Source organism: Streptomyces oryzae (genome assembly GCF_017676365.1).
Classification (GTDB): Bacteria; Actinomycetota; Actinomycetes; order Streptomycetales; family Streptomycetaceae; genus Streptomyces; species Streptomyces oryzae.
The window spans coordinates 18,688-30,658 of record NZ_JADKMA010000082.1 but is presented as its reverse complement, the minus strand read 5'-3'; the positions used below and the strand labels follow the sequence as shown (position 1 = coordinate 30,658).

The 11,971-nt window shown below is 72.7% G+C and carries 11 protein-coding genes and 1 pseudogene; 1 reads left to right on the top strand and 11 read right to left on the bottom strand.

Annotated elements, in window-relative coordinates; genetic code table 11:
- Positions 1 to 86: 86 nt before the first annotated feature.
- From ITI46_RS17535 to ITI46_RS17520, 4 genes and pseudogenes are all read right to left on the bottom strand, one after another.
- Positions 87 to 1,154 carry an MASE1 domain-containing protein gene (locus ITI46_RS17535; protein WP_209240529.1) on the bottom strand — a complete coding sequence of 356 codons (1,068 nt, stop codon included), beginning with the start codon at positions 1,152 to 1,154 and terminating at the stop codon, positions 87 to 89.
- Positions 1,154 to 2,026 carry a PP2C family protein-serine/threonine phosphatase gene (locus ITI46_RS17530; protein WP_209240528.1) on the bottom strand — a complete coding sequence of 291 codons (873 nt, stop codon included), beginning with the start codon at positions 2,024 to 2,026 and terminating at the stop codon, positions 1,154 to 1,156. The genes ITI46_RS17535 and ITI46_RS17530 overlap by 1 nt, the downstream gene beginning before the upstream one ends.
- 177 nt (positions 2,027 to 2,203) lie before the next feature.
- Positions 2,204 to 2,563, bottom strand: a pseudogene (locus ITI46_RS17525) (hypothetical protein); the annotation flags it as partial.
- 64 nt (positions 2,564 to 2,627) lie between these two features.
- Positions 2,628 to 3,134: a GNAT family N-acetyltransferase gene (locus tag ITI46_RS17520; protein ID WP_209240527.1), complete on the bottom strand. Its 507-nt coding sequence runs from the start codon at positions 3,132 to 3,134 to the stop codon at positions 2,628 to 2,630.
- 142 nt (positions 3,135 to 3,276) lie between these two features.
- Between ITI46_RS17520 and ITI46_RS17515 the strand changes: the two genes are divergently transcribed.
- Positions 3,277 to 4,398: a DUF5954 family protein gene (locus tag ITI46_RS17515; protein ID WP_209240526.1), complete on the top strand. Its 1,122-nt coding sequence runs from the start codon at positions 3,277 to 3,279 to the stop codon at positions 4,396 to 4,398.
- Positions 4,399 to 4,441: 43 nt separating this feature from the next.
- Here ITI46_RS17515 and ITI46_RS17510 read toward each other — a convergent pair whose 3' ends face one another.
- The 7 genes from ITI46_RS17510 to ITI46_RS17480 form a co-directional block, all read right to left on the bottom strand.
- Positions 4,442 to 5,887 carry an amino acid permease gene (locus tag ITI46_RS17510; protein ID WP_209240525.1) on the bottom strand — a complete coding sequence of 482 codons (1,446 nt, stop codon included), beginning with the start codon at positions 5,885 to 5,887 and terminating at the stop codon, positions 4,442 to 4,444.
- Between the two features lie 179 nt (positions 5,888 to 6,066).
- The gene (gene argF, locus ITI46_RS17505) at positions 6,067 to 7,086 is read right to left on the bottom strand and encodes an ornithine carbamoyltransferase (RefSeq protein WP_209240523.1); all 1,020 of its coding nucleotides are present in this window, start codon (positions 7,084 to 7,086) and stop codon (positions 6,067 to 6,069) included.
- Between the two features lie 60 nt (positions 7,087 to 7,146).
- On the bottom strand, positions 7,147 to 8,394 hold the full coding sequence (locus ITI46_RS17500; protein ID WP_209240522.1) for an arginine deiminase: 1,248 nt from the start codon (positions 8,392 to 8,394) through the stop codon (positions 7,147 to 7,149).
- Between the two features lie 83 nt (positions 8,395 to 8,477).
- A complete protein-coding gene (gene mmuM, locus ITI46_RS17495) occupies positions 8,478 to 9,398 on the bottom strand; it encodes a homocysteine S-methyltransferase (protein ID WP_209240520.1) in 921 nt (306 codons plus the stop codon).
- A complete protein-coding gene (locus ITI46_RS17490) occupies positions 9,395 to 10,318 on the bottom strand; it encodes an LLM class F420-dependent oxidoreductase (RefSeq protein ID WP_209240519.1) in 924 nt (307 codons plus the stop codon). The genes mmuM and ITI46_RS17490 overlap by 4 nt, the downstream gene beginning before the upstream one ends.
- 134 nt (positions 10,319 to 10,452) lie before the next feature.
- Complete coding sequence (locus ITI46_RS17485; protein WP_209240518.1) at positions 10,453 to 11,328, bottom strand: GNAT family N-acetyltransferase; 876 nt, start codon at positions 11,326 to 11,328, stop codon at positions 10,453 to 10,455.
- A gap of 44 nt (positions 11,329 to 11,372) precedes the next feature.
- On the bottom strand, positions 11,373 to 11,957 hold the full coding sequence (locus ITI46_RS17480; RefSeq protein ID WP_209240516.1) for a TetR/AcrR family transcriptional regulator: 585 nt from the start codon (positions 11,955 to 11,957) through the stop codon (positions 11,373 to 11,375).
- Between the last annotated feature and the right edge of the window lie 14 nt (positions 11,958 to 11,971).

Here is an 11,971-nt window from a genome sequence, read left to right as displayed (position 1 = left end):
ACCCCGCCGCCCCCGACCTGATCGGCCACCTCTCCGGCTGAGCCGGCGTAGGAGAGGGAGACGCGCCCCCCCCCGCAGGGCAACCCCTACACCTGACGCTGCCCCGTACGGCCCCCCGCAGGGAAGGAGCGGGGCCCGCGGCCCGGAGGCGCCAGCACCTCCACCATCTCGGCAAGGTCATCGCACGCAGCCGCAATCCTGCGGTGCGTGTTCCGCTTCTCGGCGGTGACTGCCGCCAACAGCAGCGTGGTCAGCGCCGCCGAGCCGTTGAGGGCCTGCAGGGTGACCATGTCCGTGATCAGGTCCTGCCGGGCGAACACCCCGGTCCGGTCGGTGGCGGCCCCCGTCGCGGCGACCGCCAGGATGGTCGTGCTCACCGCGGCGCCCAACAGCTGGAACCGCAGCGCCGCCCACACCAGCAACGGAAAGACCAGGAACAGCAGGTTGATCGGGGCCTGGGTCACCAGGACGGCCAGTGCCGCGGTCGCCGCGCCCAGCCCCAGCGCCTCCGCAGTCTGCACCCAGCTGCGCGGCCGTCCCAGCTTGGGCAGGGACAGCAGCAGCGGCGTGACGACCAGTACGCCCACCGCGTCACCTGCCCACCATGCCGACCAGACCGGCCAGAACTGCGCCAGCCTCAGGTGGTTGCCCGCGACCAGCATCAGACAGCCGATTGTCGCGCTCACCAGCATGCCCAGCAGTGCGCCGAGAAAGACCAGGCTCACCCCGTCCCGCAGCCGGTCGACCCTCTGGCGGAACCGCACCCGGTGCAGCAGGAAGCAGGCCACCACCGGCGCGAGGGTGCTGCCCGTGACCGAACCCAGCGCGGTCCAGCTCAGCGGCCCCATGTCCAGGAGCACCAGCAGCGAGCCGAGCGCCACGCCCGGCCACAGCCGCAGCCCGAAGTACAGCAGACCGGCGACGGCGATACCGGTCGGCGGCCAGAACGGGGTGACGACCGCGCCTTCGACCGCCACCTTCCACACCAGCCCGAGCCGCGCGCCCGCGTAGTAGCACAGGGCGAGAACGACGAGGCGCAGCAGGTACGCGGCGAACAGACCTCCCCTGATGCCGCCGGGCAGTGGTGCGGCGGGCGGAGGGGAGGGTTCCGGGGTCCGGTCCGGCGTCGTCTCGCTGGGTGCCACATCGTTCATCAGACAACGCCCGGCGCCGTGTCGGCCGTCTGACACGCCTCCGGCCCGTCATAGCTGAGCACCAGCACGGCCGCGTCGTCGGTATGGCCGGTCTGTTCGGCCACGTCCATCACCCGGTCGGCAAGCACTTCAGGGTCTTCCCGTACGCCTTCCCGCAGCACCTGCGCCACCTGGGCAAGGCCCTCCTCCAGCGGGAACCTGGGCCCCTCGACCACCCCGTCGGTCAGCAGCGCCAGGGTGCCGGGCAGGGTGAGGCGGTACTCGGTGACCCGGTAGGCCTGTCCCTCCATGACGGCCAGCGGCAGGCCGATCTCTTCCGGGGGATGGTCGACGACCCCGCCCACCCCGTCGGCCCGCGCCCATACGGCGCCGGTGTGTCCGGCCCGCGCGGTGTGCACGCTCCAGTCGCGCGGGTCGAAGCGCAGGAAGACGCAGGTGGCGAAGAGCGGGTTGTCGGTCGCCGCGAGCAGCTCGTTGGCGGTGTGCAGGATCTCGCCGGGGTCCGTTGTGCCCATGGCGGCCACCGCGCGCAGTGCGATGCGCACCTGGCCCATGTACGCGGCGGCCTCCACGTCGTGCCCCTGCACATCGCCCACGGAGAAGCCGAACGTCCCGTCGGACAGCCGGAACCCGTCGTACCAGTCGCCCCCGATGTCCAGGCCGTTGCGTGCCGGTGCGTAGCGGGCGGCGACGCGCAGCCCCGGCGCGGTCGGCAGGCTGGAGGGAAGCATTCCGCGCTGCAGGGCTTCGGCCAGTTCGACCCGGGCGCGCTGTACCTCGACCTCCTCGCGGACCCTGGCGGTGAGCCGCCCGAGCTGCGAGAGCAGATCGTCGGCGCTCGCCGGCCGCGCATGACGGTGCCGACCACCCATGGCACGAGCCTAGCCGCGGGCGGGTGCCGCCGCCCGACGAGCGCGCCCGACAGGTCAGCCCCCGGCGGACGTGCCTCTGTCCTTCCTCCGGCCGGGGGCCATGCCCCCGGCCGCGTTGCGGCGGAGAGACGTGTGCCCGTCCGCCCTCCGGCCGGGGGACGCGCCCCCGCCCGCGTTCCGCCCGGTGCACAGCGCCGCCACCGACAGCGCGCCCCAGCAGACCGAGACGGCCACCGCCTTGGCGCGGGCGCTCCGGGGGAGTGTTGCGCCGAGCAGCGCGGCGTCGCCGAGGTCGGCCGCGATCCGCAGCCAGGCGGCGGTGGTCAGCGCCGGTCCTTCGGGGGCGAGGAGCAGGGCGAGCCCGCAGGCCGCGTCCCGCAAAGCCAGCGGCCGCAGCGAGGTGCGGGTGGCCGCGGCGGTCCGGCCCGTCTCGTCCACCAGCCCCGAGGGCTTGGCCAGCAGCGCCGGCCAGGCCGCCACCGCGGCTCCGTACCCGGCCGTCGCCGCACCCACGGCTCGCAGCAGTCCCACGCGCATCGCTCTCTCCGTCCGTCTCTCCGCCCGTCTCTTCGTCCGTACGGCTGCCGACTCGCGCAGCCGGTCAGGCCGCCGATTGCGACAGGTCGAACCGCAGTTCGGGCCGGGCCCAGAAGACCCTCGGCGGCGTCGGGGGAACGGTACCGACGCGGCGGGCTCCCATGCGCAGATAGAACTTCTCCGTAGGAGGGTGTGCCACCACGCGCAGCCGGCGTATCCCGGCTTGCGCCGCGCACCCCAGCATGTGCTGGATCAGCCGCCGGCCCACGCCCGCACCCTGCACGGCGTCGGCAACGAACGCCAGGTCGAGTTCCGGCGGGTCCAGCACGAGTGCGTAGAAGCCGAGCGGCGCGCCGCTGCCGTCCACGGCGACGTACACCTCGTGGCGGGCGATGTAGTGCGGGGTCACCTCGTAGCCGGCGGCGAGGGAGGCGTAGGCGCCCCGCGCTGCGGCGGACTCCTGTACGAGCGCGGTGAGTTGCTCCGCGTCCTGGGCGACGGCGCGCCTGATGGTCGGCTCCTGCGTGGTCGGCTCTCGCGTGGTCGGCACTCGCTCGGTCGGCTCTCGCATGCGATGAGTATAGGAATCGTGTTCTTTGTGCCTATTACGTGGTCGGCGTGAAGGCGGTCGTACACCGGCGCGAAACCACACCGACGAGGGAGTATGCCGAACTCGCCCCGCACGTACGGTAGTCGTGCGCATACTTGCCGCCATGCAGGGAGACAGTGACGGTACCGATCGCGTACCGGCCTACCGGACGATCAGGGTCGCGCCCCTGGCGGAGCCGGTGGCCGCCATGGCGGACGAGGAGGCGTGGCGGGCACGGGAGCGCTACCCCGTGCTGATGGGTTTCCGGCCCGTCTTCGGCCTGGCCAGGGAACGGACGGAGAGTGAGGGCGGCGGCTGGCAGCTGCTGCCGTACTTCGGCTCATCCACCCCGCAGAGTGCCAGGGACGGGCTGGGCTCGCACCTGCGGCGCCGCGCCCACCGGGCGGAGGAAGCGGGCGACGAGGAGACCGGCGCCGCCTGCCTGGCAGCCGCTGAGCGCCTCGACTGGGAGCGCCTGGACGAGCTGACCGTGCTGGGCGAGCGCTTCCGGGTCGTCCGCGCCGAGAACGTCATCCGCTCCGGACCCGAGGGTCCCGAGCCGCCCCGGCCCTCCGACCCCGACCCGGCGGAACCGGGCGAGGCGAGCTGGCTGCCCGACCGCACCGAGGGCTTCGTGCTGGACGCCGCGGTCCCGACCGGCCCCTCCGAGGGCATCCTCAAGGCCGAGCTGCTGGCGCTGGCCCACCGCGAGGGCGACGAACCGCAGGTCCGCGAGGATGCCCGGCGCGCAGCGGTCACCCACCCGGGCGGAGTGCTGCTGCCGCCCGCGTTCCTCTTCGCCGAGGAGGAGGGCGGCGCCTGGCGCTCGGAGACCGGCGACAGCGACACCCCGCAGGAGGCGCGGGACTCCCTCACCATGCTGCTGCGCGTCCTGGCGCCCGCCATGCACGGGCTGGACGAGGCCACCCGCGCCCGCTACAAGGAGGCCGCCGACCGGCTCGACGCCGAACGCGGCACCGAGCTCCGCTTCGCGGGCCGCCATCTGCGGCTCGTCCGGGTCGAACGGTTCGTACGGATCGGCCCCGACGGACCGGAGGGCCCCCGCCCCAGCGACTACGACCCGGACGAGCCGGCGAAGGTGCAGGAGGAGCGGATGCGTGCCGAGGGGTGGGACCCGGACGCGGAGGTGGAAGCGGAGGATGATGATCCGGAGCTGACGGCGCGGGTCGAGCTGCTTCAGCAGCTCACGGAAGAGGAACTGACCCGGCGCAGGGGCGGTGCCTAGCGCACTCGGCATGGGGGCGCGCAGGCACGGGGCAGTCAGCCCCTCAACGGACCAAAGAGGGGGCGCTCTCGAGCGCGTCCTCCGGCGCGGCGGCGCCCAGCCGCGAGCGGCGCCGCCCGTACGCCGCGTACACCAGCGCACCGACCACCAGGAAGGCCGCGAACTGCACCCAGGTCACCAGCGGCAGCCCGTACATCAGATACAGGCTGAAGCCCACGCCCAGCAGCGGAGCCACCGGGTAGAACGGCACCCGGAACCGGCGCTGGAGCCCGGGGTGGGAGCGGCGCAGCGCGAGCACGCACACGTTCACCACGGCCATGATCGCCAGCGTGCCGATCACCGTCATGTCCAGCACCACGTCCAGCGGCACCACGGCGGCCGGTACGGCGAAGAGCACCGCGACGATCCAGGTGTTGGCGACCGGCGTCGAGGTCTTCGGCGAGACCCGCTCGAACACCCGCGGCACCAGCCCGTCCCGTGACATCGACAGCAGGATCCGGGTCTGCCCGTACATCACGGCCAGCACCACCGAGGCGATGGCCACCACGGCGCCCAGCGCGATTACTGTCGAGCCGAAGGCCGAGCCGGTGGCGTGGTCGACGATCAGCGAGAGCGCGGCGGGCTTGCCGCCGACCTGCTCCCAGGGCATGGCACCGATCGCCGCCACCGCCACCAGGCAGTAGAGCAGCGCCACGCAGCCGATCGTCACCATGATGGCCAGCGGTATGTTCCGGCGCGGGTTCTTGACCTCCTCGCCCGCGGTGGAGATCGCATCGAAGCCGATGAAGGAGAAGAACGCCAGCGAGGCCCCGGCCCCGATACCGCCGAAGCCCTCGGGCGCGAAGGGCGTCAGGTTGCCCGCGTCGTAGGCCGTGAAGGCGATGGCGCAGAAGAGCACCAGGATGCCGACCTTCACCACCGCCATCGCGGCCGTCGCCCGCGCGCTCTCCCGTACCCCCCGCACCAGCAGCACAGCGGCGAGCAGCATCACCACCACCGCGGGCAGGTTGACGACGCCGCCGTGTCCGGGGGCTTCGGCGAGCGCTGCCGGAATGCGCCACCCGACGGTGTTCTCCAGCAGTTCGTTGAGGTACTGCCCCCATCCGATGGCGACCGCGGAGACGGAGACCCCGTACTCCAGCAGCAGACACCAGCCCACCAGGAACGCCGCGCGCTCGCCGAGGGAGGCGTAGGTGTAGGAGTAGGAGCTGCCGGAGACCGGGATGGCGCCGCCCAGCTCGGCGAAGGAGAAGGCGGTGAAGACGCAGGTCACCGCGGCCAGGATGAAGGAGACCAGCACCGCGGGGCCCGCCTCGGCCACGGTGTCGGACAGGCCGACGAAGATGCCGGTGCCGACGATCGCGCCGATCCCGAAGCACACGAGCTGGAACGGGCCGATGGTGCGCTTGAGGCCGTGTCCCTCCAGATCGGCGCCGGATTCGGCGACCAGTTGTTCGGGGGACTTCAGGCGCAGGCCGGTGCGGGGCATGGGACTTCCAGGGCGGTGCGGGGTGTGCACGGGGTGGTGTGCACACGCGGGACGTGCACAAGGGAAGGGCCCGGGCGGTGGCCCGGACCCTTCGAGGCTGCAATCAAGCGTAACGGCCGATTCCGCATGACCCCGCACTGCGGCGTATGACTATGCACACAGCAGTGCGGCGGGGCTCCTCAGCCGGCAGGCTCCGACGCCCCCAGCGTCGCCACCAGCACGGCCTTGATCGTGTGCAGCCGGTTCTCGGCCTCGTCGAAGACGACCGAGTGCTCCGACTCGAACACCTCGTCGGTGACCTCCAGCGAGGTCAGCCCGTGCTGCTCATGGATCTCCCGGCCCACCGCCGTGCCCAGGTCGTGGAAGGCGGGCAGGCAGTGCAGAAAGCGGACCTGGGGGTTCTCGGTGGCGCGCAGCACCTCCATGGTCACCGCGTACGGGCGCAGCAGCTCGATCCGCTCGGCCCACACCTCCTTGGGCTCGCCCATCGAGACCCAGACGTCGGTGGCCAGGAAGTCGGCGCCGCGCACACCCTCCGGTACGTCCTCGGTCAGCGTGACCCGCGCGCCGGTGCCCTCGGCCAGCTCGCGCGCCCGGGCGGTCACCGACTCCTCGGGCCACAGCGAGCGCGGCGCCACGATGCGGACGTCCATGCCCAGCAGTGCGCCCGTGACCAGGTAGGAGTTGCCCATGTTGTTGCGCGCGTCGCCCAGGTACGCGAACGAGAGCTCGGCCGGTGCCCGCCCTGGCGCGTGCTCGGTCATGGTGAGCACGTCGGCGAGCATCTGGGTCGGGTGCCACTCGTCGGTGAGCCCGTTGAAGACGGGGACCCCGGCGTAGGCGGCCAGCTCCTCGACGACCTCCTGGCCGCTGCCCCGGTACTGGATGCCGTCGTACATCCGGCCCAGCACCCGGGCGGTGTCCTTCACGGACTCCTTCACGCCCAGGTGCGAGCCGGCCGGGTCGAGGTAGGTGGTGTGGGCGCCCTGGTCGGCGGCGGCGACCTCGAACGCGCAGCGCGTGCGGGTGGAGGACTTCTCGAAGAGCAGTGCGACGTTGCGCCCGCGCAGCCGGGGGCGCTCGCTGCCCGTCCGCTTCTCGGCCTTCAGCTGTGCCGCGAGGGTGACCAGACCGCGGAACTCTTCTGGCGTGAAGTCCAGCTCCTTGAGGAAGTGGCGGCCTGTGAGGTCTGCTGCCATGGGGGCTCCTAGCTCGCGCGCTTACGGGTGCGCTGCAATTGTATACATGGCATCGAATTCCTATGCGACGGGATCCCGCTCCACCGGGCAGCTCATACAACGCGGACCGCCCCGCCCCCGCCCCAGCTCTCCGCCGGGAATCTCCACCACCTCGATGCCCTGCCGCCGCAGATGGGTGTTGGTCGTCACGTTGCGGTCGTACGCCAGCACGACGCCGGGCTCGACGGCCAGTACGTTGCAGCCGTCGTCCCACTGCTCCCGTTCGGCGGAGCGCACGTCCTGCGTCGGCGTCAGCACCCGGATCCGGTCCAGGCCGAGCGCCGCGGCGATGGCGCGGTGCATATGCGCCGGCGGGTGGTCGGAGACCTTCAGCTCCGTGCCGCCTGAGCCGGGCTCGATGGTGTACGAGCGGAGCATGCCCAGCCCCTCGTACTGCGTGAAGGTCTCCCCGTCGACCATCGTCATCACCGTGTCCAGGTGCATGAACGCGCGGCGCTTGGGCATGTCCAGGGCCACGATCGAGCGGGCCGAACCCTGCGCGAACAGGCCGTGCGCCAGCGTCTCCATGGCCTGCGGTGTGGTCCGCTCGCTCATCCCGACCAGCACGGCGCCGTTGCCCAGCACCAGCACGTCGCCGCCCTCGATCGTGGCGGGGTAGGCCGACTGGCCACCCGCCCAGGTGTGGAAGCCCCCGCAGCTGCCGCCCTCCTCGGGGGAGGCGAACAGCGGATGGTGCCGGTAGACCGCCTCGAAGTGGACGGTCTCGCGCTGCCGGGCCGGCCAGCGCATCGCGTTGATGCACACACCGTCGTAGACCCAGGCCGAGGTGTCGCGGGTGAAGATGTGGTTCGGCAGCGGGGCGAGCAGGAAGTCGTCCCGGTCCATCACATGGAAGCGCACCGAGGACGGCTCGGGGCAGCGGTCCAGATACTCCCTCTTGGTCATGCCGCCGATCAGCGCCTCGGCCAGCTGAGCCGTCGGCAGCCGGTCGAAGGAGTCCCGCAGATGGTCGGTGGCCAGCAGGCCGTACTCCTTCTCGTCGAAGACCCGGTCGAGGACGAGAGCGCGGGCCGCCGGCACCTCCAGCACCTCTGCCAGCAGCTCGCCGAACAGATGCACCTCGACGCCGAGTTCGCGCAGGGTGCCCGCGAACGCGTCGTGCTCATCCAGGGCCCGGCGCACCCACAGCACATCGTCGAACAGGAGGTCGTCCTTGTTGGTGGGGGTGAGCCTCTTCAGTTCGAGCCCCGGCCGGTGCACGATGACGCGGCGCAGCCGCCCGGTCTCGGAGTCGACGTGGAATCCCATGGGCTCATCCTGACGGAGCGCCACCGGCTCCGCGAGGAATCAGCCGCCCCTGGCGCACCTTGTACCGCAGGGACCGCAGCGATTCAGCCAACCTCCCGCAGTGCGCTTCCCAGCGCGGCGATGTCCTCCGGGCCCACCCGGCAGCAGCCGCCGACCAGCCGTGCGCCGCGCGCCACCCACTCCGCGGCGAGCGGTGCGGCGAAGGAGGATTCCCCGGTCCAGGTCGCGCGCCCGGCGTCCCAGCCCTCGCCGCTGTTCGGATAGGCGACCAGCGGCACCCCCGGGCACGCCCGCGCGGCCGCCTCCAGCGCCGGGGCCACCTCCTGGGCCGCACAGCAGTTGACGCCGACCGCGAGCACCTGCGGGTTCCCCGCGGCGACGGCGAAGGCGTCCGCCAGCGGCTGCCCGGCACGGGTGCGGCCACCCGCCACGGTGTAGCTCAGCCACACCGGCACCCCGCAGCCGTCCGCGGCCCGCAGCAGCGCCTCGGCCTCCACGACGTCCGGCACCGTCTCCAGCGCGAGCACGTCGGGCTCGGCCGCGACCAGCGCCTCGATCCGCGGCCGGTGAAAGGCGGCCAGCTCGCCGGCGTCCAGCCCGTACCGGCCCCGGTACTCGCTGCCGTCGGCGAGCACGGCACCGTACGGGCCGACGGACGCCGCGGCCCACACCGGCTCGTCCGTCACCTCGCGCGCCGCCGCCCGGGCCAGCTCCACGCTGCGCCGGAACAGCGTCGCGGCCTGAGCCCGGCCGAGCCCGCGCCGTCCGAAGCCCTCGAACGACGCCTGATAGCCGGCGGTGATCAACACCCGGGCGCCTGCGCGCACATACGCGGCGTGCGCCGCCTCGATCTCCTCCGGCGCCTCGGCCAGCAGCCGCGCCGACCACAGCTCGTTGGCCAGATCGTTGCCCTGTGCCTCCAGCTGGTTGGAGAGCCCGCCGTCCAGCAGTACGGGGTGCCGGGTGAGAGCCCGGGCGAGCGGGGCCACGGCGTCGGCCGTCATGACAGCTTGGCCTGCACCTGGTCCGCGATCAGCGCCAAGTGGTCCAGGTCGCTCAGATCGAGGATCTGGAGGTAGATACGGGAGCTGCCCAGCTCGCCGTAGCGGCCGATCTTGTCGACGACCTCCTCGGGCGTGCCCGCCAGCCCGTTCTCCTTCAGCTCGGGCACCTCGCGCCCGATGGCCGCGGCACGGCGGGCCACCTCGGCGTCGTCCTTGCCGACGCAGGCCACCAGCGCGTTCGAGTACACCAGCTGCGAGGCGTCCCTGCCGCGCTCCTCGGCGGCGGCCCGCACCCGGTCGAACTGGCGCTCGCTGTCGGCCAGCGAGCCGAACGGCACGTTGAACTCGTCCGCGTACCGTGCCGCCAGCCGCGGCGTGCGCTTGGCGCCGAAGCCGCCGATGACGACCGGGATGTGCTCCTGGTGCGGCTTGGGCAGCGCCGGGCTGTCCTTGAGCTGGTAGTAGGTGCCCTCGTAGTCGAACTTCTCGCCGGCCGGCGTCTCCCACAGCCCCGTGACGATCGCCAGCTGCTCCTCCAGCCGGCCGAACTTCTCCTTGGGGAAGGGGATGCCGTAAGCAGTGTGCTCCGCCTCGTACCACCCGGAGCCGAGGCCGAAGTCGACCCGGCCGCCGGACATCGCGTCCACCTGCGCGACCTGGATCGCCAGCGCACCCGGCAGCCGGAAGGTCCCCGCGGTCATCAGCGTGCCCAGCCGGATCCGGCTCGTCTCACGGGCCAGCCCCGCCAGGGTGATCCAGGCATCCGTGGGGCCGGGCAGCCCGTCGGAGTCGCCCATGACCAGATAGTGGTCCGAACGGTAGAAGGCGTCGAATCCGAGGTCCTCGGTGGCCTTCGCGACCTTCAGAAGCGTGTCGTAGTCGGCCCCCTGCTGGGGCTCGGTGAAGATTCGCAGTCGCATGCCCTCCATTGTTACGGTCGCAGGTCCCGGCCGGTGCGGCTGGGGCTTCGTTGTGTGGAGTCCTCCGCCGCGCCGCCGCACCGGCAGGACTCACCCGCCGCGCCCTCTGCCGCCGCTCCGGCGTCTTCCGCCCGCTACGTCCCGCCGGATGCGGCCCGGAATGCGTACGTCGCGAAGTCCGCGACCGACCGGTAGCCGATTCGCTGGTAGAGGCGGTTGCTGGTGGGGTTGGCCAGGTCCGCGAACAGCACGACCTCCGCCGCGCCCGCCGCCAGGGCTGCCCGGCTGACCTCGGCTGTCACGGCGCCCGCGTAGCCGTGGCCACGCAGGCGCGCCGGAGTGTAGACGGGGGCCACTCGGACCTGGCCGGCGACCATCGGGGTCACACCCGCCATGGAGACGGGGGTGCCGTGAGGGCTCTCCCAGAACGTGACGCGCCCGTGGGTGATGCGCGTGTCGGCCCAGCTGGTCGCGTCCGTCGCGGCGCCCGCTCCGACGGCCGCTGTGAAGTCCCCGTACCAGCCGACGAGTTGCTCCCGGTCCTGCTCGCCCGCCACCCGGGCCCGGCCCTGCGGACGGGGCTCGGGCGTGGCGAGCGCGTCCAAGCGGTAGAGCCGCCGGCGCGAGTCGAGCGTCGGGGTCGCGCCGGTGTGCCGTTGCCAGGCACCGGCGAAGCCCGCGGCGGTGTCGCGGTCCGCGATGACACCGGGGACGGTGAGACCGAGTGCGGACAGCCGGGCGGCGAGGGCTTCCGACTCGCCGGGGTCGAGAGGGGTGACGTTCAGCGGGCGGGGCGGGGTACGGAAGCAGGCCGCGCGGACCTCGCCCGCCCTCTCCAGGAAGCCGAGGAGCGGGCCTTCGGCGCCGTGTGGGTGCGCTTCGCGCGTACGCAGCCCCTCGGTCACGGTGAGCGGGATGGTGTGCAGGGCGGGGCGTGAGCGCAGAAAGTCCCCCGCGCGGGCCAGAAAGCTGTCGATGTCGTCAGTGAGGTGCCAGTCGTCCGGGCGCATGCCTCATGATCCGCGTGCTTCCGGATCTGGCCCAAGCACATTTTTCAGTCGGCCCGCAGCAGGCGCAGCACGCTGGTGCGGAGAAGCCGGTCGCCCTCCGGCTGCCCGCTCGCGGCGTGCGCCAGCGCGATGGTGGCGGTGACCAGCCAGTCCGCCGGGAGCCGGCCGTCGAACTCGCCGCTCGCCTGCCCGCGCCGTACGACACGCTCCAGCAGCTCCGCGACGGGGAGGTGGCGTTCGGCGTCCTCCTCACGGCTCGCGGGGAGTGTGCCGGTCAGCCGGATGAGGGCCGGGTACTTGCGGGTGGCACCCTCGGCGGCGTCGAGCAGCCGCAGCAGTGCCTCCGCCGCCGGTCCGGAGTCCGGGTCGGCGGCGGCCATGGCCGCGACCGTCTGCTCGGTGAGCCGGTCGAGCACCGCGGTCAGCAGCTGCTCGCGGGACGGGAAGTGGGCGTAGACGGTCTGCCGGGTCACTCCCGCCGCGGTGGCGACGGCCCCGACGCCGGCGTCGGGGCGCTCGTTCAGCAGCCGGATCGCGGCGTCGAGGATCGATGCCCTGCTGCGGCGCGCGTCGGCGCGGCGGTTCCGGGCGGTGTTGGGAGCGGTGTTCGGGGCAGGCGTCGGATTCATCTCTTACATCTTGT

Excerpts from the sequence above, each read along its gene's own strand:
- ITI46_RS17535 (WP_209240529.1), bottom strand. The coding sequence starts at position 1,154 with ATGAACGATGTGGCACCCAGCGAGACGACGCCGGACCGGACCCCGGAA.
- ITI46_RS17530 (WP_209240528.1), bottom strand. The coding sequence starts at position 2,026 with ATGGGTGGTCGGCACCGTCATGCGCGGCCGGCGAGCGCCGACGATCTG.
- ITI46_RS17520 (WP_209240527.1), bottom strand. The coding sequence starts at position 3,134 with ATGCGAGAGCCGACCGAGCGAGTGCCGACCACGCGAGAGCCGACCACG.
- ITI46_RS17515 (WP_209240526.1), top strand. The coding sequence starts at position 3,277 with ATGCAGGGAGACAGTGACGGTACCGATCGCGTACCGGCCTACCGGACG.
- ITI46_RS17510 (WP_209240525.1), bottom strand. The coding sequence starts at position 5,887 with ATGCCCCGCACCGGCCTGCGCCTGAAGTCCCCCGAACAACTGGTCGCC.
- argF (WP_209240523.1), bottom strand. The coding sequence starts at position 7,086 with ATGGCAGCAGACCTCACAGGCCGCCACTTCCTCAAGGAGCTGGACTTC.
- ITI46_RS17500 (WP_209240522.1), bottom strand. The coding sequence starts at position 8,394 with ATGGGATTCCACGTCGACTCCGAGACCGGGCGGCTGCGCCGCGTCATC.
- mmuM (WP_209240520.1), bottom strand. The coding sequence starts at position 9,398 with ATGACGGCCGACGCCGTGGCCCCGCTCGCCCGGGCTCTCACCCGGCAC.
- ITI46_RS17490 (WP_209240519.1), bottom strand. The coding sequence starts at position 10,318 with ATGCGACTGCGAATCTTCACCGAGCCCCAGCAGGGGGCCGACTACGAC.
- ITI46_RS17485 (WP_209240518.1), bottom strand. The coding sequence starts at position 11,328 with ATGCGCCCGGACGACTGGCACCTCACTGACGACATCGACAGCTTTCTG.
- ITI46_RS17480 (WP_209240516.1), bottom strand. The coding sequence starts at position 11,957 with ATGAATCCGACGCCTGCCCCGAACACCGCTCCCAACACCGCCCGGAAC.